This window comes from Pseudomonas sp. LjRoot277 (genome assembly GCF_964253845.1).
GTDB lineage: Bacteria > Pseudomonadota > Gammaproteobacteria > Pseudomonadales > Pseudomonadaceae > Aquipseudomonas.
Window position 1 is genome coordinate 6509761 of record NZ_CAXURI020000001.1, and the last position, 19664, is coordinate 6529424.

The window sequence follows — 19664 nt, forward strand, 5'->3', positions numbered from 1 at the left end:
AATACGAAGATACTGGACATACTTTTAATCCCACTCCAACCAATGAGCCAGGTCTCTCAGCTTCAGGTGAAAAACCGAACTCGCAAAACACACAAGCAACAATCAGCCCTACTGGTTCGAGATTCTGGTCAAAGACCCAATTCCTCCGAGAAAAAACTCCCCCTCACAGAAAGCGAGCCATCATTCAGAGTCATCCGCTTAACGTCGACCTCAAGCCGGTAAAGTAGTGACTTGCTTTCAATGGTGAAGGTATCACCTGATTGGGTAGCGATGCCCAACTGACGGAGAGCATCCAGCGGCGCCACGAGGCTACTTTCTTTAGCTCTTACAACATGGGCCGCATCCTTCTTTACATCTTCATAGCTGGAAACTAGCCGCTTCACTACCATTGGCAATTCCGCGCCATACACTTGTTCCGCATATTTCCAAATTGTATTATCCATAATCCCTCTATATCTTAACTACCCAATGAAACCCACTAATTCAATACGACCACCAAGTACAGTATCGAAAAGCGCGCACTCTACCACCAATGAACTCCGACTAAAATAAAACACCGCAGACAAAACTAGCCGACTAACAAGTATTAATCCATGAAATCATCAGACACACTTCTTAAATCATATGAATTAACTGATACCAAAGCCCTCATGCGTTTAACACAGCCTAAGGCTCGTCTTCTTTGATCATATTTCCGGAGCAGATGGTCCGCCCATTGCAATCACATTGATTAATTTTAATATCAGAAAAATTGACGGGTTATGGTTAGCGGAACCAATTTAGCAATTTTCCCCATACACCTTTCTCTACTTCGTGCTGTACGGACTCAACCGGCTCTTGTATTTCTTTTTGTGGGGGCGTTACCAACTCTGCAGACTTACCATAAAATTGAGCCTTGGCTGATTTGTCGCGTCTTTGCTCCGCTTCGATCTTAGCCTTATCCCAAGATCCTGCTTCTATAACGCGGTTGCCCTTAATCACATAGTGCGACCGGCACGGTAAATTCCAGTTACCTACAGAAGGCCAAAGAGAAATGGCTTCACCGTCAAAAGTTAACTTCCAATCTGTAGGCGTCAGCGGTGTCACTACCTCTTGACCACAGCCGCAACAGCAACTATGAACCACGGTTCCGTACTCCATCGACACATACAGGATCCCGGGATCTAACGCCCTAGGGACGCTCTTCACGAAGAGAGGTGTAAGCTGCATATGACGCATCATACAAAATCTCCGTTTAGAAGCATGTTCCCGTCGGTTGTGTACGAACAGTGGTGTTCCTTGTCTAGATCGCGGTAAAAACCGCGTAGTTTTTTCCACTTAATGACGGCTAGTGCAGCGTTCAGCATGTTCAGGTCGGCTACCTGAATGTTGGACGCATACACGTTCTCCCCACCCCCGCCCTCGAAAGATACACGCTCCCGAATATGGGAACGCATATCCGGCGTGCTGGCTGTCACCCGCAAGATGCCTCCTAACGAACCGTTGACGAGCTCGAGTCCCATTCCTACGTCCACAAAGGACACTCCCATTTCTTCCAGTTTCTGCATTGCCAAGCGCTTAGGCTCGCCTGCGTCCATGCAGAGAAAAGCAAAGGTGATGCCCTCCAAGAGATGTACAGTACCTGCATCGATTTGCACCGCATGCGGCACAATTTGGCGGTGCATTCTTGAGTAGATCTCAGTAAAGTAATCTACCTTCTTTGGAGCCTCTCGCAGTGTCTCGATCGACGGGGCGCCAGGTGCGCGGAAAGCGTTGTGTTGCAGAAAGTCGTCGCTGTCGATGAGCCGGATCTCACGAACCGGCGTCTTCGCTACTTGGTCTAGGACATAAGACCCGGTGCCTCCCACTCCAATGATCGCTAAGCACTCACCTTCGAGGCGCGCCGTCAGAGCCCCTATACCCACACGGTCTGACGCAGTTTCCACGTAATTAAATGGACTGTCCTCATCAGTGTCTGGCTGCCTGAACACACGCGATGTAGTGCCGGGTTTGAGAACCGCAGCGGGCCCAGCGATGATCGCCGCGTAGGTCGCCATTTTCTGATAATAGTCCTGGTAACCCTCCGGGCCAGGCTTGCTGGACAGCATGTACTGGGCAGTAAGCGTCGGGGCCGCAGGGACAGCTCCGGCAGAGATACCCTCGATGGTGGTTCCATCAGCATTGCAAGGAAACTCGCCTTCGAAATGCACCGTGTGCGGTTCTGGCTTTTGGGTGACGTCCCCAGAAAGACACAGAGTGGAAATGATTGTGCCCATTTTCACCTCCCGCATTGAAGTAACGTATGGCACTTCCCGCATTACAAGGAGACCACCTGTAATTTGTACAAAGTACCCATCCTCGCGCAGGCGTTGAAGGTCTTGATTAAGATTGAATAGTGCGGCCGACATTGAAAATGCTCCCGTTCTTGATCTCGACAAAGCCGCCAGCGGCCAGTTCACCGCTGTGGGGCTTGGAAGCCACTTTGCGATAGGTAATTGAATACTTGATATTCGGCGCTGGGGCTTCGCCTGGATAAGCGATCGTCACGAGTTTTTCGAAGCTCAGGCTAGTGTCCGTAACTTCGACCTCGTGGCCGTTGACCACAATCTCAAATTTCAGTTTGCGCTTAGGCGCGGTAACAAAGTGCTCCACGCCAGGCACCGTGAGGTCCACAGCCTCGCCTACTTCAATCTGACGGTCTTCACCACCACGGATGACTAGAAACACAGCTTCGGAATCTCCGGGGTTCGCTAGCGTGTATAGCGCTGCGCCGGAAATAGCTGGCTTGCCCCAAGAAACCTGGCTATCGTTGACTGTAAGTTTGAAATCACGATCAGTCTGGAAAGCTACGAAGCGCTCTGCGCCATGACCCCGCAGGTCAAAGGGCTCGTCGAGCCGCAAATCTTCAAAATCCCCTGTTTCTAAGATGGCGAACAAACTGTAATCGTCTCGAGCGCTTAACCCAGCAGCAGCCAAAATTTGACGGCCAAGTGGTATTGGGTCGCTTACATCTAGCGTGCGAAAGTTGAGATTCTCTTCCGCAAAAAGGATGCGGTAGACGCGAGCCGGGTACAGGCCACGACCTTCTCGAATAGCCTCACCTAAATCGTCAAACTCTAGAATATTATCGGTTTTCATTTTGCTGACCTTTACGGATCAGCCAGACCCAGTGTCCGGCTTTACCTAGTCATCGGTGTAACAAAAACAAACCGGTAAATTATTTTAGAATTTTTTGTGAAGTGGTCCTGGAGGGGTAGGGCCACACACAAAAAAAGCAGGGCAGGCGGGGCACACTCGTGGTGATGGCTCAGCGCGAAACACTCCGTTGCGGATGGTTTCGAATGAAGCTGCAAGCTTGGAACCGCCTCCTTCCAGTTGCTTGGACGTGAATACCACTGGATGGACAGCTCCATCGGACAGATATACATACTCCACCTTGGCATGCGGATAGCTCTGTCGTGCGGCCAACAGAAATGCTATTGCACCAATACCGGTCAAGTCACTCGTTCTGGAGTGGCCGGTACGTATTCGCCGAAACGTAAGGCTCTTATCAAGCCCCACTAAGACGTCGTCGGGAAAGACGACAATTTGCTCTCCTCCAACAGTTAAACTCATACCAGCCGGGGGCTGGGTAGCATATCCCTCTCGGATCGAAGCGAAAAAGCTCATCATCCCTTTGGCCAGCTCAAGATAGTCCCCCACATACCCATGCTCCGCGAGCCCAGAGGAGGAGAAGATCTGAGTCAGATAATTGGCAATAGATTCGGGGGATGGGTCGCTTCCTTGGACCATAGACTTGACCGCAGTACGCATCGCATCGTGCATTTGCATGAACGGCGTAGGGGCACGCTTGCCTCCCACCTGTAACACATAGGTATAGAAGAATCGACGCTGGCATGAATGGTATAGCGAGACCTCATGGTCGGCTAGGCTCAGGCCGCCATCCACCACCAACTCAATTGCCGCGTCCTCAGACGCTTTAGGCACTGTCCGTGAAAGCTTGGCGCCACCTATCTCAACGTCAGTACCCAGCCGACTGATGAACTTCGACAACGCTCTCTTATGGCCAATGGCGTTTCGAGTGGCTGCGTACATGAAAATCCGATCTCTGGCTCGTGACAGCGCAACGTAAAAAAGGCATTCCTGCTCTTTTTCATGCTCCCGTCGATGCTCCTCTCCAGCTTCGACACCAGCACCTTCAATCATATTCGACGGAGGCGGACAGCTAAGGGGGGGTACCGCTCTAGGCAGCGTGCCGGCGTTCAATCCTGGCAGATGTACCACGGGAAACTCTAAGCCTTTGGCCCCATGGATCGTCATCAGCCGCACCGCGTCGACGCTTTGCGCCGCTGCGGGTAGCTGTCGAAGATCTCTATCGTCGCCCAGTCTAACCAGACGCCGAATACGATCCAGCAATCGCGAAATCGGGAGCCCCTTGCCGGCGGGCTGTACCTTGACGAAGTTCATCAGCTGCCACGTTGCAATACCTCGCGCCCAATCGGCAGCTTTGGACGATTCCGCTAAGTTTGCTGCTATCCGGGTTCGGTCCAACAACACTGTGGCCATAACGTCCCAAGGAGAGGCACTTTCATCAAAGCCTTCAAGCGCGGTGGCAACCTTGTCTAATCCAAACTTACTTTCTGGGGAAAGACTATCAAGCGCTCCTCCCAGTGATCGCCAACTCCCAGCAGCTAGGTCGTATTCCCTCAAGTGGCCTATCACCGCAGCCACGCCCCCTAAAGCCATCTCAAATTCCGGAAGACAGGCTGTCCGCACAAGCCCCATTGCCCGGCGGTCCACCAATAGCGAGACCAGAGACAGAAGATCTTTAACCTCAGGCCTCTCAAATAGGCTCCCTAAAAATAGGACTGGTATGTTGAGCCCCTCAAGCTTCTGCCCGATCTCGGAAAGCTTTTCGTTACCAGTACATAGGACTGCCTGGTCACGGTAGCTGTAGCCTTTGGCGAGCATTTCTGCGATAGCGTCCGCAATGGCCACTACCTGTTGGTCGCCCTGATCCACCTGACGCAGTTGCGCACGGTAGCCGCTCTTCCCCCTATTGGATTCCAGACCGCTTGCGGCATCACCGACTGCCATACCGACCGCAAAACTGGAAAACGCCGTCACGACCTCGTCCGCAGATCGATAGTTCATCTTCAACCGGCCACGCTTACCGCCCGCGAAGTCCTCAGTCCCGAACCGTTCCATGTTGAAGCTAGAAGCGCCGCGGAAGCGATAGATTGACTGTTTCGCATCCCCTACGACCCACAAATTTTTCCCGTCACCGCACAGCGCGGACAATAGCCTAACACTGCTCCGATTAACGTCTTGGTACTCATCAACTAATATATGGTCGTAAGTGCCTCGAATGATGCTCCTTACCTCTTTATTATTTTCTAGCAACTGAACCGGCAGGCAGACCAGATCACCGAAGTCGATAGCTCGTGCCTGATGTTTCAGTTGCTCATACACTTCATAGACCTTGGCGACTTCTAGTGCTTTCTCGGCCGCTAACTTGTCCTCGTCGCTGAGCGCCGATGCAAGCATGGACTCGGCAAGGGATTGGTAAGCCTTAGCCCCTACAACCTCATCTTTGGCTCGCGAAACAGCCGAAAGGATATCAACGATGATGTTGGTGGGATCGTAGATGTCCCGGTAATGATTGAGTCGGAGTCTGGGGAACTCATTCTCGAGTAACTCGACCGCCTCTGTGCGATCAAGCAAACGAGGGTCTGGTGGAAGTCCAAATTCCGTATGAAAACGCCTGAGAAAGTCCAAACCGAAAGCGTGAAAAGTACCTGTCCACATAGCCGCTGCGGCTGCCTTGTCGACACGAGCGATACGTTCTGCGATTTCACCTGCCGCCTTATTCGAGAATGTCAGCACCAAGATGCGGCGAGGGTCGACGTTATCTGCTAAAAGCCTCTCAAGACGGGCAATCAGAGTTTGAGTCTTTCCTGTGCCTGGCCCCGCCTCCAGCAAGTACGCGCTTCCCCTATGACTCGCTGCAATCTCCTGCAACTCGTTGAGTTCGCGTTCTTGATGCTCGCCAGACATGGCTGAGATAGCGGGAAGCAGTAGTGAGTCGAGCAACTGCTGAGCTACTACATCGAAGGGGGCACCTAACCTTGCGGCGATTTCTGAAGCTGTCATGCCACCTTCAAGGTGCAATCTCCGGACTACCGACCTAGGCAACAAGAAGTCGCGAGCAAAGAGATCCATCTGGACCTCTCTGCGTTGTCGCCTCCCGTAGTCCACCACCCGTTCAATGCCGACAGGTGACGCCTCTGCAGTCCGAGCTGGCTCAATGCTGTACGGCGTAGAGTCTTTGGTGTCCTCGACGTCGTCCCCAAGTTCTATGTGACCTATTTCGTGAGCAACGAGAAAAGCCATTTCAAACTCGCTATCACCCCGTTCATAAAGGATGAGGCCTTCGTCGCGCACAAAGGTCGCCCTGCCACCATTGAGGACAGCTGCGCCTTTGCTCGTAGACTCAGCATCCAGATTGCGGCGCTTTACCTCAGCCAATGCAAACGTCAGTGGCTTCCAAGGATCATCGCCAGCCACTACCGCCTGGTTGTGTAGGACTTCGGCAACCTTACGGGCGATTTCTATACTGTCCATCTCAGACGTCGTCCGCTAAAAGCAACTCGATTTGCTCATCCGACTGACCGGCGTCACGCAGCAATTGCTCGAACGTCACTCGAGCGGCCTCTGAAGGTTTACCGTCAGCCTTGTAGCTTCTCGCCTGTGCTTGCGGAGGTAGGGAAAGTGAGTCCTGTAAGTCCTGCACGCTGCTTCCCAGCAAACCAGCGAGCTTCGTCAGAAAACGCATCGGGATAGACGCGACAATTACGGCTCGCTCACGAAATGCAGTGATTACCTGTCGAGGCACATCGAGCGTTTGAGCAACCTCGCGCAATTTTGGCACCGACAGGTCAGCAAACAAGTCGGTTACGGCCTTGGTCGGAGCGCTTTGGATACGAGACCACGCTGTGTCGATCCGCATTTGGTCTTCCATCGACAAAGGGCTTTCATCCAGAATGTCGAACCGGAATATTTCCTGGGAGAGATCTACCAGCTGTGGCGCGTATTCGGGGTATTCTTGCAGATACCGCCGCAATGCCTGCCCGTCAGCGTCATGCTCCATTGCGAACGATTCGAGCACTTGATCAAGGGATAGCTTGGGGAGATGAGTGGACATTATTTCTCTCCTCGGGTGATAAGCATCCGTATCCGGGAAAAGGCCATGTCACGGTGATTCCGAATGGTTTTCTCTGATTTCCCGAGCGACTTAGAGATGGTCACCGTGCCAGGATCATTTGAGTCGATCTGAACTCCTTGGCGCAACATTTCGATAATCCTCTGCTGCAATGGTGGTAACTCATCCATCGCTGCATCCAAGCGAGAGCGGTAAATATAGTCGTCAAGGACAGTTGCATCGAAGGGATCATAAGAGCCTACGGCCTGCTGGACCTTGACGTCGAGCTCTCCGCTTTCCTCCTCAACCCCCAATTCCGTGTTGCGATTGTCCTCCTTCCATGCCTTGTCCTGAGCATCAAGCTTCAACCGTGCTAGGCCACCATTGAAGTTAATTTCGAAAAAATCCAAACGCTCCACGTACTCGGCGCGTTCTTGAAGCAGCAGAGTCACGAGCTTGTCGTAGACTTGTTCAAAAATCTGGCTCCTGACAAGGGAAAGCGATCCATCCGGATTTTCTACTCTTGGCATTGCCCGTCGTACTCGCTCGGCGAGCACCTTAAAAAGCTGCTCAAAAAGCGCTTGGTCATTGATCCGACAGCTTCTTCGCACAAAGTGCAAAATGCACTCAGTGGGAACGTAACTTGGTTCACCTTTCGGTAGCCGCGTCCGACTTACGAGATCCGCAGCCGGAATGCCGTCGAGCTCGGCCAAAGCTCTTTCAATGTCAGGAAACCGCGTGTACAGATTTCCGTCAGGCTTCTGTTTGCGCAAAGGAACAATCAAAACAAACTCCCTTTAAATTTTGGTGCTCGCCGAAGCAGCCCGCCTCGCAGCCACCACGCTAGGCCTAGCCCTAGGATGTCACAATAACATCACCTCTTGACAGTCCTGCCCCTTCGCCATGTTCATCAGGGTTCACCACTGACAAACGAAGGGCGAGAGGCCTTTCCTCATCTAGAGGGTAGCTTTAGAGGTAGAAACGAATATTCACCTTCATAAAAACCATTGCCGGCAAATAGTTAAAGATAAATTCGACTCCTGGTGCCGCACCATACAAAACAAAGCCCTCGTAGAAATACGAGGGCTTTGTTGTTTCTGGAACGTCCACTTTTTGTCCGCACACACTGAAACCCGTGGGAGCGAGCCTGCTCGCGATGAGGCCGTCAAACCCAACGACGATCTACTGACCCAGACAAAGGGCTGCCTTTTCAAGGCACCAAAAACGAAGCAACCTCAACCAAACAGCATCCTTTGCCAATGATCCTCACCCACAATGGCAATCGAAGCTCCTGCATCCCGCAACTCCACTGCCTTCATGATCTTCGTTCCATAAGTACTGTGGCGCCACTGCTCATTACCCACGCTACCGACCACCAGGTAGTGCACCTTCTTACTCACACCGCCCCCAATCAAACCACCTCGTTCTTCGACTAGCGCCTGACAATCCTTACGCGGCCCAAAGGCCATGACACCCGTAAATACAAACATCCGGCCATCCCATACCAAATCAGGGGCCGGTAAATTGAAGGGAAGGTCCGTAGGAGCAACGGCAACAGCACCGCCGACCTTCGCTCCCTCAATGTCCACTCCAGAAAAACCCCGCAGGATATTAAGCAGCTCCAGGGACTCATCCATGTCTAGAGCATTGTCCTGAAGCATGCACGCCAAACGCGAATACAGCAGATTGATCACCGGATCGTTCAGATGCGCGAGATTGTTTTCCAACCATTGCTTTAGAAAAACCGCTTCCGTGATGTTCACAACACCATCGGCCGTAATCCCAGCGGCCAACCCGACCAAGGCATCGGCGGCGCGTCGATCGATTCGGGCGCGGTTGAAGAATTTACTGCTCTCAAACTCGTGGTGTAGATCCATTACGGGTTTTCCTTGAGGTGGGTACTGGCTCGATACAGAAGCATTAGCAAGTAGATGTTTGTGATCAAAGCTAGCACCACTGCGCACAGACGCCCATTTTTCCACCTGGTGCCGGCACCATAAACAAAGCCCTCGTAGAAATACGAGGGCCTTGTTGTTTCCGGGGTTTGGAAAGTCAGGTCTTAGTGACCGGCACTCTGCCCACCATCGACGTGCAGGATCTCGCCAGTGACAAAGTTGGCGCTGTCCAGATACACAACCGCCTGAGCAATGTCGCTGATCTCGCCCATGCGCCCGACGGGGTGCAGATTGCCCAGCGCTTCATGGGTTTCTTCGCCGTGCATTGGCGTCTTGATGATGCCGGGGCTGACCGCGTTCACCCGAATACCGCGCTTGGCGTATTCGATGGCCAGGGATTTGGTCGCCGCGTTCAGGCCACCTTTGGTCAACGACGCCAGTACCGATGGCACGCCGTCGATGGCGTGGTCCACGAGGCTGGTGGTGATGTTGACGACGTGGCCGCTGCCTTGTTTTTCCATCTCGGTGATCGCGAGTTGGGTGATGTAGAAGAAACCATTCAGGTTTACCGACAACACGGCGGCGTAGTCTTCCGGGGTGTAAGCGGTGAACGGCTTGGCAACGAAGATCCCGGCGTTGTTGACCAGGGTGTCGATGCGGCCGAAACGTGCGATGGCTTCACGGATGACTTGCTGGGCGACTTCCGGGTTGCCGATGTCGCCCGCCACGGTGAGGATGTCCGGGTCGGTGGACGGTTTGATCGAACGCGAAGTGGCGACAACTTTGTAATCCAGATCACGGAACGCCTTGACCATGCCTGCGCCGAGACCTTGGGAGGCGCCAGTAATAACGATGACTTTCTTCGAATTGCTCATGATGAACCTCAACTAATAAATGATGGTTTGAAAAAGTAAGTAATCAGGCTTCGGCGGGGGTCGTCGTCATTTGTCTCAACATCTGTTCGTAGTACTCGACCGACTGCGAACCGGACACCAGGTGACGACCGTTCAGCACCATGGCCGGAACCGAATTGATGCCGCGCTGGCGGTAAAACTCTTCAAGCTCACGCACTTCCTTGGCGAACGCACCGGACGCCAACACCTCTTGAGCAGCCGCCGCATCCAGTCCCGCTTCAGCAGCCAGACCAACCAGCGTCTCGCGATCGCTCGGGTTCTGGCCGTCGGTGAAATAAGCGCGCAGCAGGATTTTCTTGAGTGCGACCTGCCGCCCTTCCTGCAACGCCCACATCAACAACCGGTGAGCATCAAACGTGTTGTAAAAGTGGCTGCGCTTCTCCAGATCGAACTTGAAGCCGATGGCCTCACCGCGAGTGATCTGCATCGCTTTGCCGGCGGCGACGTCTTCGGCGGTTCGCCCATATTTGCGCATCAAGTGCTCAACCGCTTTTTCGCCGACTGCCGGCATGTCCGGGTTCAACTCGAATGGCTTGTAGGTCAGCTCGACCGACACTTCACCGGCCACGTTCTCGATCGCCTGCTCCAGCGCCGTCGCACCCAACGCGCACCACGGGCACACCACGTCGGAGATGAAATCGATGGAGACCGACGCGGTCATGACTGCCCCTCCGCCTCAGCCAGCTGCTTGCGGTACTGGGTGGTGGTGATGCCGGCGTAGCCCCAGTTATCGGTGTCGACTTCTTCGATCACGATGTGGGTCAGGTGCGGATCCTTGTTGAGGACGCGTTCCAGGGTTTCAGTGATTTCGGCGATCACCTGAGCTTTCTGCTCAGAGGTAACGCCATCGCGGGTGATGCGTACGCTTACGAAAGGCATGAGGAATCTCCAGTGACCTTCCCTTCGGAATGAATGGGTAGGCGTTGGAGCTCAATGTAGGGAGTTAGTTGGAGGGGATAAAGGTGGGGGCGGGAACATCATTAGTTACTTGGTGTAATGAGTTATGTCTCGCAGACACAATACGTTTGCATCAAAAGCGATCAATCGACTAGCCTGCGCTTATCGCAAATTTTAGATAACTCAAAGGATGGAGGCGTTCATGGCAGTTCAATTTTTCGACAGCCCATTCCATGCCACGCATGACAGCGAAGTCGCTAGCAAAAAAGCGTTGAAGATGGAGCTATCGATATTCATCACTGACTACATCAAAACCCTGGGCCTCAAACAAAGTGAGGCTGCAGCCAGGCTGAACGTGACCCAATCACGCGTCTCAGAACTCACCACTGGCAAGATCGAGAAATTTACGATCGATGCAATGTTGGACATGCTGGATAAACTCGGCTTTCGAACGACTTTTACCTTGCCGTCCAACGATGGCGGGGCTTTGCCTCAGATCGTAATTTCACAAGCTAACGCCTGCTAGACGTTGTGCGATTTTGCAGTAGGACCCAGCCCCTTCTGATGTAGTCCGTCTTGTTACGTGTCGCTTTTTTTCACTTTCAGCGACACGTTATTAGAACGTGTCGCTGACGACGACATGTGCGAGTCGATGCGTTCCTTCGTTAACGGCCTCCCCTCAGCGATTCGAAGCGCTTGGCTCTCATTCATTTCGCGTACAGATTCCAGCAAATCCTTTTGAAACTTATCCAATTCAATGTCCATTCCTGATGTCTCCTTCAGCAAGTCGGCAAGGCCATCAGCACGCCTTCTTCAAATTATGAAAATTATGACTGACCAATAATTATTGCCCAGCCATAAAAATCACTAAAACCCTTCAACCCACGCCACCACCTAGCCACGATTGCGCATCCTCCCCCCTCCAGCTACCTTCAACCCGTCGCTGCCAATTCAGCGACCGGGCCTGAGAACTCGAATTCGATGCAGAAACCAATCGGAGTTCTCCTTATGCATGCCCGCAATCCATTCAAAATTTTCGCTACTGCTACACCGGGTCACGCCCACCACCGCCCAAAAACTGGAGGTGCCCAATGACCAACCCCCAAGACCTGAAAACCATCGGCCTCACCCCTTTCTCCTACCACGACAACCAACCGCTGTTCCGCATCAACGCCGGCGTCCCGGTCATCCAGGCCCTCTCCCACGCCTCCGACCTGCTCCACATCGCCAAACTTCTCGCATCTGACGCCGCCATGGTTCGTGACACCGACCGGCATGCCTGGGCGTCGCATTTTTTGCAGGATATGAGTAAGGCGATCATCGATGACGTAGCGAAAGTGCTCGATGCACCGGGTAACAACCGAGCCAGTAACGTCGCGCCATAAACAAATCGCACGTATGAAAGAGCCCCGAATCAATCGGGGCTTTTTAGTTTCCGGCTCACACCTCGCTGACCTCAAACACAAACGAAATCTTCCGACTGCTCGCACTCCACACATAACGTATGTGCTTGCCTTGCTTCGGAATCGAGACGGCCGGCGGCCGAAACGCAGCGACACATTCATGCCCAGGCAGCCGAACGCTGTTGTAAAGCAGCCCCCATGACAAGGTTTCACGCAGCTGCCGGGCAAAGGCTTGTGACGGCCCGTAAGCGTCAGGATCCGGGTTGTGCAGCCCGGGGTAGTGTTGGCGAACGTCGTGCATCGGTTTAACGACTTTGTTGACGTAGGTGCGCAGGGTCAACTCGATGTCCGGCTCGTTGGTCGCGGCCAGGAAGCGTTCCTGGTGATAGCTCGTTTCGGCGATGGCGGCGGCCTGGCTGCTGGCGGCGTAGTAGACGCCGTAGGTGCCGTCGGTGAAGCGGCTGGTTTTGCCGATGTGGGTGAACGCGGCCATGACCGGTGATGAGCCGGGGCCGGAGATTCGGTCTTCGGGCAGCACGCGGGAGAGCACGCCGGCTTCTTGGGCCAACCGGTCGTTGGTCAGGGCTTCCAGGGCGTAGGCGGTTTGTAGGTCTTCGGGGTCGAGCACGTCTTCAAACAAGGTGATCGGGGGGAACGCGCTGTTGATCATCCGGTAAGCACGGTTCCACTCGGGGAGTACCACTTCCGGGGCCATCAGCCGCGGACGCCATCGAGGTAGCGACGCACGTCAGCGATGTCCACCACCCGGCCGGCCAGCATATAGCTCAACGCGGATTGACCATTGAACGGCGCGGCGGTGTTCGGACTGCTGACCCATTTGTAGGCGCGGTCGCGGTTGTTGCTGAAGATGATGCTCAGGGCTTTGTGGATGCCCATCAGGTAGGAGATGCGCTCCAGAGTGTCGTGCGGGAGACGCACATTGGGCGGCAGGTGTTTGTATTTATAGAAGGTGGTGTTGCCGACCTTGCCGAGCAGCGTGCGCTGTTCTTCGGCGGTGCAGCCCCAACGTTCCATCAGGTTGAAGAAGAACTTGAGCGCCACACGGCCGGCTTCCGGGGTGTCGAGCTCTTGGGGAGCCGTGCGGACGGGGGATGAAGTGGCCATTGGAAGGACTCCTTCGGGCAAAGGGTTGTGCCTTCAGAGTAGTACAGATCCGAACATTTTTAAAATTTTTGTTCGTTTGCGGACTTCCTAAGCTTTTCGACGATTACGGTTTCCACGGTGATTTGCTTGATCGCACGAAACGGCGCAGACCGTAGCACCGGTAATCAATCGCCACTCCCGCTCAATCGGCGTCCAATGCTGTTGCCGCGCGCGACCCAGTTTGTCGTTTCGATCATTCGCGATGGAAAATCCAGGCTGTGACGGGTAGCTCGAATCACCCGGTGGCGCAAGCCAGAGCGCTGCTGCGCCCACAAAAGCCCCGAACCAGTCGGGGGGTTTGTGTTGAGAGGTGCTACTTGAACAGTTCGGAATGACTTCCGAGATCAACGAATGTGATCAGATCGGAGCGCGTGTGCTCATAAATCATCAAGAAATCACCGCCTATATGGCACTCTCGAAAACCAGCCCAATCCCCCGTAAGCGCATGATCCAGATACTCGGCGGGCAATGGCTCTCCCAGAAATAGCGTGACCATCACCTGACGGACTTCATTCATGTCGCGGCGTCCGGCCCGCTTGTAACGTTCCCACGACTTCTTGAATTCCGATGTTTGCGCACACTGTTTGGGCAGCTCAGCGCGCTTTTGCTTTTTCTCCGGTTTCGCCATCAGCGTCCCTCAGCATGTCGTCTATCGAGTCGAACCGCTGGCGAATGTCTCGTGCTTCCGTCATGGCGCGGGCCGTCTTCTTCGAAGGGACGCGCACCTCAAACGGGAGGCCCTGAGTGGCTACAACCTGACGAAGAAAAAGACGCATGGCATCACTGATGCTCAGGCCGCAAGCACTCAAGACCTCAGTAGCCTGCGCCTTCAAATCCTCATCAATGCGGCAACGCACGTCTGTGGTTTTCAGCAATGCACCCATGGTAATAACCTCATCGTTAATTTGTAGCTACATTGGCGCTACCTCGAGCATTGTGATTGAGCGGGATCTTTTTGGTCAACTTCAGCGTGATGGACGGCTCGAAAGCTTGAGAAGCGTGACCATCAGCTGGATTCCTCGCCCAATATTTCAACCGTTTGAGCTCGCGATGAATATCAGCCTGATCCCTTTCCTACTCGAGAACCGTCCCGGTTCAACGCAGGAAATAGCTGAGGGCGTTGAGCTCTAAATCGCACCCACAAAAAAGCCCCGAACCAGTCGGGGCTTTTCCTTTCTCAGCCTTGCATCAGGCCTCGGTAGCGCAACCAATCATCAGAAAATGTTGATCGGGTAATCCACGAACACACGCACTTCGTTACCGCTGGAGTTGTACTCACTCGATTTCTGCGAGACACGCAGGATCGAGCTGCGCAGTTTCACGCTCAGGTCTTTGGCCGGGCCGCTTTGGACGACGTACTTGAACTGGTTGAAGATTTCGCGCTCGGTACCGCCTTCGCTGGTGGAGGTGGTGATGTTGTCGCCGCGCACGTAGGCGAAGTTATAGCTCAAGCCTGGAACACCGAAGGTGCTGAAGTCCAGGCCGTAGCCCAGCTGCCAGCTGCGTTCGTCTTCGGCGTTGAAGTCGGACCAGTAGGAGTTCGCCAGGTAGATGGTGTTGCCGCCGTCGCCGACGCGACCTTGATCTTTCTGGTAGCCGCCGTAGGCGTAGCCCAGGTTGCTGTCGCCGGTGCTGCGCTGGTGGGCGAGCGTGAACGAGTGCGCGCCGGTGGCGAATGTGGCGGCCAGGCTCCAGATTTTGTTGTCGTCGCCGGTGGCACCGCTGTCGCGGACGTAGGAATCTTCCAGCTTGGTGCGGTAGCCGTTGAAGTCCAGGGTCAGGGACTGATCCTTGTCGATCGGGAACACGTAGTTGGCGTTCACGTATTGCTTCTTCAGCACGTCTTCGACGTCGGAGGCGTACAGCGCAGCCTTGAACTGTTCGGTGAACTGGTAACTACCACCCAACACGTTGATCGACTTCAGGCCGCCGCTGTCATGGCCTTCAGCGCTTTTGCGCGATTCGGCGGTGAAGCGACCGGCGTTCAGCTCCAGGCCTTTGATCTCCCTGGAGGTGATCAGGGTGCCGGTGTAGCTTTCCGGCAGCAGACGCCCGTTGTCGTAGCTCAACACCGGCAGTACCGGCATCTGGTCGCCGTACGTCAGAACGGTGCTGGAGATGCGGAATTTTACCGCGCCACCGGCTTTGGCCAGATCGCCGGCCGGGTTACCGCTGTCGCCTTCCTTGAAGAAGTCGATGCCTTGGCCGCCGCTGTGGCTACCACGGTCCAGACGCAAGCCGTACAGACCGAAGGCATCAACGCCTACGCCGACGGTACCTTGGGTGAAGCCCGAGGTGTAGGTGCCGATGGCAGCCTGACCCCATTCACGCTGGTCGTCGTTGCCGTCTTTTTTGTCGCGATTGATGTAGGCATTGCGCAGCAACACTTTGAGGCTGCTGTCTTCAACAAAACCCTTGGATTCGGCCTGGTCGTTAGCCATGACCTGTGTAGCGCTCAACATCCCCAGAGCGATCAGACTGATTCGCTTGTTCAACATTTTGTTCTTTTCCTTATGACCGTTGATACGCGCTGTGTCGAACGGCTGAAACGGCGCTATCGCACTCTTTTTTCACCCTAAACAAAAAGGCCCGCGCACGAAGAAATCGTGGCGGGCCTTTTTGTTATTTTATGAGTCATGGCGGTTAGCCACAGGCGTGGGGCGAATCCTAGCCGCGCCCTTAACGATGTGTCAATTTCATGAATCGTCTGTAAATAGGCGAAAAAACGTCTAAGAAAACACTTGCCGCCGTCAATCGGCGCAGCCGTTCAGACCACAGGCTTTAAGCTCCGATGATGACGCTTGTGCGGGAAGCGACTGACTCAGCCATGCCGCAAAGGCTTGCGGCTTGCCGAGCCACGGGCTGATATCGATCAGGGTAAATTGGCCGTTGTGTTCCAGGGCGAAGGTCGGGAAACCCTGGCCGCCGACTTCGGCCAGGAATGTTCGACTGTCCTTGATGTGGCGATCGGTTTCAGCTGCTTTGAAAGCAGCCTGGAACGCTTGAGGTTCCAGACCGATGTCTTTCGCGAGTTCTAACAACACAGCTTCATCGGCAATGCGTCGACCTTCCTCGTAGTGAGTACTTTGCAAACGCCCCAGCAACTCCAGTCCGCGACCGGCGATCTGCTCGGCTGCCAGCACCGCGGCAATCGGCGGTGCGGAATCGAAAACCGCCGTCTCATCGCGCAGCAATCCTTCGAAATACGCCTCGCCAAACGGCTGACCGGTGTACTCGGCGATACGCCGGTCATGGGGCATGACGTAGTTACGCAGTTGTGGCGAGACGGTCTGGCGGTTGGCGCCGGTCATCATGCCGCCGCCGTGGGCGATCACTGGCAACACAGCCTGGGCGGCTTGCACCAGCGGTTTTGCGCCGTAGCACCAGCCGCACAACGGGTCGTAAATATAGTGAAGGATCATGGGAAGACTCCGGCAAAAGCGTAGGAAAACGAGATGCCGGCAGATTAGTCCTCCGCCCGTTTCTGAAAAACGCTGGAATGGCTTTCAGTCTGTTTCATGAATCGGTCAAATGACCTCACGGCCCCACTGTAGCCATCTCGACACAATTCGAAATAATCAAACAGCGAAACCTTTCAAGAATAATTAACAGAAGTAAATAGCAAGCATTACCATTCGCACCCTCGAATTACTCCACCCTTCCGGATGCGCTTCAGATGCCTGCCCCCTTTCGCCTCACGCCCGTCACCCTTGGGCTTTCTGCATTTCTCTCTGCCGGTTTTGCCTGCGCCGCCACCACCGTTTTACCCGAGACGTCGATCAGCGCCGAAGCTGAAGCCGATGACCCGCGTGTGAAGGAAACCAGCACCGCGACCCGCACCGCCACGCCGGTGCGCTACGTTCCACAAGCCATCGACTCGATCAAAACCGCGAACGTCGTGGATTACGGCACCAACGATCTGGGCACCGCGCTGAGCGGCATCCCCAACGTCAGCAGCGGCGCCGACACGCGCTTCGACAGCCTGCGCATCCGCGGTTTCGACGCCAGCAACGACTTCTATCTCGACGGCATCCGCGACGACAGCCAATACGTGCGCGATTTGCACAACATCGAACGCATCGAAGTCCTCAAAGGCCCGGCCGCTGTTTTGTATGGCCGTGGCAGTCAGGGCGGGATCGTCAATCGGGTCAGCAAACTGCCTGAATTCGGTCGCCGCTCGACCCTCGAGGCCCAGGGCGGCAGCGATGATTTGCGCAGCCTCTACGCCGACCTCAGCACCGACCCGAGCGAGAACATCAGCCTGCGCCTGAACATGGGCAACATGGATCAAAACAGCTTCCGCGACGGCGTGAGCGGCAATCGCCAACTGTTCGCTCCGTCGATGAGCTGGCAACTGACACCGGACCTGAACTGGCTGGTGCAGTACGAATACAGCCGCTACAACCGTACGCCGGATCGCGGTATCCCCGGTGTAAACGGACGCCCGGCGGACGTAGGACGGGATACGACCTACGGCAGCGAACACGATTTCATCGACGACAAGTCGCAATCCCTGCGCTCGAAACTCAGTTATGAGCTCAGCGACAACTGGCAGCTGCGCCACACCCTGGGCGTGTTCAAGCTCAACAGCAATTTCGACAACACCTACCTGACGGGTTACACCCCGGCGACCAACAAGGTCACGCGCCAGCACTGGCAACAGGACCTGACCACCCGCAACGTCTACAACAACGTCGAGCTGGAAGGCGGTTTCGACACGTTCGGCCTTGAGCATCGTTTGCTGACCGGCATCGAAATCGGCAGCCAGCGGCGCGACCCTACGTTGTACAACGCAGCCACCGGACGCGGGACTCAGCCTGTACCGGCACTGGACCTGTACAACCCCGACCGCAATTTGCGCCATACCGGACGGATGCAAGTGTCCAGCAGCACTCACACCGAAGTCGAAAGCCGTGCGGTGTACGTGCAGGATCAACTGCGTCTGAACGATCAATGGCAACTGCTGGCCGGCTTGCGTTACGACACCTTCGACATCGAGTCGACCAACAAGCTGCGGGACATTTCCGAAGATCGCGACAGCCATAGCACCAGCCCGCGTGTAGGACTGGTGTGGACTCCGCTGCAGAATCATTCCTTCTACGCCTCCTGGACCAAGACTTTTTCCCCGGTCGGCGGTGGTTTGATCGGTATCACCCCAGGCGCCGCCGGCAATAGCAACGACCTGAGTCCCGAGCTGACCAAGCAAAAGGAAATCGGCGTGAAGAGCGACTGGCTCGATGACCGCCTGAGCACCACGTTGGCGATCTACGAACTGGAACTCTACAACCGCCGTACCAGCGATCCGAATGATCCGAGCGTGACCTTGCTCACTGGCGTGCAACGTTCCCGCGGGATCGAGCTGACCGGGACCGGCAAGATTGCTGGCAACTGGTACGTGCGCGGTGGCGTGGGTGTGCAGGACGCGACGGTCGAAAAGGACAACAACGGCTTTGAAGGCAAACGTATCAGCAACGTGGCCAAGCATAACGGCAGCCTGTTCCTGACCTGGAAACCGGAAATGGGCTGGTACGCCGAAACCGGTCTGACCCTGGTGGGCCAGCGTTATGCCGACAACCTCAATACCACCGTGCTGCCGGGTTACGGTCGTTGGGATGCATTGGCCGGGTTCCGGCAGAAGGATTGGGATTTGCGCGCGGCGCTGAACAACATCAGCGACAAGACCTACTACTCGTCGGCCACCAGTGCGGCGCAGATTCAGCCGGGTGAACCGCGCAGCGTGGTCGTGACTGGCACCTACAGTTTCTAAATTCACTGCGATCCAGTGTGGGAGCGGCGGTGCGACGATTCGACTTGCTCGCGAAGGCGATCGATCATTCAACATTAATGTCGACTGACACACCGCCTTCGCGAGCAAGCCCGCTCCCACACTTTTGATCTCCAGTGATCACAAAAACCTTCGCCCATAAAAAAGCGCCGCCATCCCGGCAGCGCTTTTACCAATCCGTTGTTTTTTCTTCTTATCCTTCCATCACATCCCACAACGCTTCCAGCTCCGCTTCGCTGAATAAACCAGCGGGGTAGCGTTCGATCATCATCCGGCGCGGATCAGGTTCTCTGATCTGACGCGTTCCATTGGACTTCAACCAGTGCGCCAGGACCTGGAGCGATTCGCTGTTTACTGCCAGGGGATGCAACGCCCGCTCGCTCACAACATTCATTTCGGCGTTCATTTCCGCGCTCTCTCCTGGTT

Annotated in this window: 22 protein-coding genes; 3 read left to right on the top strand and 19 right to left on the bottom strand. The window is 54.9% G+C overall.

The annotated features are described in order from the left end of the window. Positions 1-128: 128 nt before the first annotated feature. The 11 genes from ACSQ87_RS30085 to ACSQ87_RS30135 form a co-directional block, all read right to left on the bottom strand. Positions 129-443: a hypothetical protein gene (locus ACSQ87_RS30085; protein WP_436274983.1), complete on the bottom strand. Its 315-nt coding sequence runs from the start codon at positions 441-443 to the stop codon at positions 129-131. 322 nt (positions 444-765) lie between these two features. Then, entirely contained in the window at positions 766-1221 is a 456-nt protein-coding gene (locus tag ACSQ87_RS30090) for a DUF6527 family protein (RefSeq protein ID WP_436274984.1), read from the bottom strand. Further along, positions 1218-2387 (bottom strand): ThiF family adenylyltransferase, encoded by a 1170-nt coding sequence (locus ACSQ87_RS30095; RefSeq protein WP_436274985.1) that lies wholly within the window; start codon positions 2385-2387, stop codon positions 1218-1220. Before ACSQ87_RS30095 ends, ACSQ87_RS30090 begins: the two co-directional genes overlap by 4 nt. Continuing rightward, a complete protein-coding gene (locus ACSQ87_RS30100) occupies positions 2362-3117 on the bottom strand; it encodes a multiubiquitin domain-containing protein (RefSeq protein WP_122841418.1) in 756 nt (251 codons plus the stop codon). The genes ACSQ87_RS30095 and ACSQ87_RS30100 overlap by 26 nt, the downstream gene beginning before the upstream one ends. An 84-nt stretch (positions 3118-3201) precedes the next feature. Continuing rightward, positions 3202-6603 (bottom strand): UvrD-helicase domain-containing protein, encoded by a 3402-nt coding sequence (locus ACSQ87_RS30105; RefSeq protein WP_436274986.1) that lies wholly within the window; start codon positions 6601-6603, stop codon positions 3202-3204. Position 6604: 1 nt separating this feature from the next. Further along, on the bottom strand, positions 6605-7183 hold the full coding sequence (locus ACSQ87_RS30110) for a hypothetical protein (RefSeq protein ID WP_205896075.1): 579 nt from the start codon (positions 7181-7183) through the stop codon (positions 6605-6607). Next, the gene (locus ACSQ87_RS30115) at positions 7183-7965 is read right to left on the bottom strand and encodes a DNA-binding response regulator (protein WP_122841415.1); all 783 of its coding nucleotides are present in this window, start codon (positions 7963-7965) and stop codon (positions 7183-7185) included. The genes ACSQ87_RS30110 and ACSQ87_RS30115 overlap by 1 nt, the downstream gene beginning before the upstream one ends. 450 nt (positions 7966-8415) lie before the next feature. Next, entirely contained in the window at positions 8416-9057 is a 642-nt protein-coding gene (locus ACSQ87_RS30120; RefSeq protein ID WP_436274987.1) for a BRCT domain-containing protein, read from the bottom strand. Positions 9058-9239: 182 nt separating this feature from the next. Next, entirely contained in the window at positions 9240-9950 is a 711-nt protein-coding gene (locus tag ACSQ87_RS30125; RefSeq protein ID WP_150656797.1) for an SDR family NAD(P)-dependent oxidoreductase, read from the bottom strand. 43 nt (positions 9951-9993) lie between these two features. Then, a complete protein-coding gene (locus tag ACSQ87_RS30130; RefSeq protein ID WP_436274988.1) occupies positions 9994-10650 on the bottom strand; it encodes a DsbA family oxidoreductase in 657 nt (218 codons plus the stop codon). After that, on the bottom strand, positions 10647-10868 hold the full coding sequence (locus ACSQ87_RS30135; protein ID WP_046045533.1) for a tautomerase family protein: 222 nt from the start codon (positions 10866-10868) through the stop codon (positions 10647-10649). Before ACSQ87_RS30135 ends, ACSQ87_RS30130 begins: the two co-directional genes overlap by 4 nt. Positions 10869-11088: 220 nt before the next feature. On the opposite strand from ACSQ87_RS30135, the gene ACSQ87_RS30140 reads away from it, so the two are divergent. Next, a complete protein-coding gene (locus ACSQ87_RS30140; RefSeq protein ID WP_436274989.1) occupies positions 11089-11412 on the top strand; it encodes a helix-turn-helix domain-containing protein in 324 nt (107 codons plus the stop codon). 53 nt (positions 11413-11465) lie between these two features. On the opposite strand, the gene ACSQ87_RS30145 is transcribed toward ACSQ87_RS30140, so the two are convergent. Continuing rightward, on the bottom strand, positions 11466-11651 hold the full coding sequence (locus ACSQ87_RS30145) for a hypothetical protein (protein WP_223433238.1): 186 nt from the start codon (positions 11649-11651) through the stop codon (positions 11466-11468). A gap of 326 nt (positions 11652-11977) precedes the next feature. On the opposite strand from ACSQ87_RS30145, the gene ACSQ87_RS30150 reads away from it, so the two are divergent. Further along, positions 11978-12271: a DUF3077 domain-containing protein gene (locus tag ACSQ87_RS30150; protein WP_223433239.1), complete on the top strand. Its 294-nt coding sequence runs from the start codon at positions 11978-11980 to the stop codon at positions 12269-12271. Positions 12272-12326: 55 nt separating this feature from the next. Here the strand turns inward: ACSQ87_RS30150 and ACSQ87_RS30155 are convergent, their stop codons facing one another. The 6 genes from ACSQ87_RS30155 to ACSQ87_RS30180 all read right to left on the bottom strand — a co-directional run bounded on the left by ACSQ87_RS30155 (position 12327) and on the right by ACSQ87_RS30180 (position 16875). Then, positions 12327-13004, bottom strand: a complete 678-nt coding sequence (locus ACSQ87_RS30155) for an RES family NAD+ phosphorylase (RefSeq protein ID WP_223433240.1) — start codon at positions 13002-13004, stop codon at positions 12327-12329. After that, positions 13004-13414 (bottom strand): MbcA/ParS/Xre antitoxin family protein, encoded by a 411-nt coding sequence (locus ACSQ87_RS30160; protein ID WP_033058347.1) that lies wholly within the window; start codon positions 13412-13414, stop codon positions 13004-13006. Before ACSQ87_RS30160 ends, ACSQ87_RS30155 begins: the two co-directional genes overlap by 1 nt. 352 nt (positions 13415-13766) lie before the next feature. Further along, positions 13767-14081, bottom strand: a complete 315-nt coding sequence (locus ACSQ87_RS30165) for a type II toxin-antitoxin system YafQ family toxin (RefSeq protein ID WP_436274990.1) — start codon at positions 14079-14081, stop codon at positions 13767-13769. Then, the gene (locus ACSQ87_RS30170; RefSeq protein ID WP_436274991.1) at positions 14047-14337 is read right to left on the bottom strand and encodes a type II toxin-antitoxin system RelB/DinJ family antitoxin; all 291 of its coding nucleotides are present in this window, start codon (positions 14335-14337) and stop codon (positions 14047-14049) included. Before ACSQ87_RS30170 ends, ACSQ87_RS30165 begins: the two co-directional genes overlap by 35 nt. A gap of 330 nt (positions 14338-14667) precedes the next feature. Beyond that, entirely contained in the window at positions 14668-15951 is a 1284-nt protein-coding gene (locus ACSQ87_RS30175) for an OprD family porin (RefSeq protein WP_436274992.1), read from the bottom strand. A gap of 252 nt (positions 15952-16203) precedes the next feature. After that, positions 16204-16875 (bottom strand): DsbA family protein, encoded by a 672-nt coding sequence (locus tag ACSQ87_RS30180; RefSeq protein ID WP_436274993.1) that lies wholly within the window; start codon positions 16873-16875, stop codon positions 16204-16206. A gap of 254 nt (positions 16876-17129) precedes the next feature. Between ACSQ87_RS30180 and ACSQ87_RS30185 the strand changes: the two genes are divergently transcribed. Next, positions 17130-19220 (top strand): TonB-dependent receptor, encoded by a 2091-nt coding sequence (locus ACSQ87_RS30185; protein ID WP_436274994.1) that lies wholly within the window; start codon positions 17130-17132, stop codon positions 19218-19220. A 211-nt stretch (positions 19221-19431) separates the two neighbouring features. On the opposite strand, the gene ACSQ87_RS30190 is transcribed toward ACSQ87_RS30185, so the two are convergent. Beyond that, positions 19432-19644 (bottom strand): hypothetical protein, encoded by a 213-nt coding sequence (locus ACSQ87_RS30190; RefSeq protein WP_046045525.1) that lies wholly within the window; start codon positions 19642-19644, stop codon positions 19432-19434. Positions 19645-19664 lie beyond the last annotated feature (20 nt).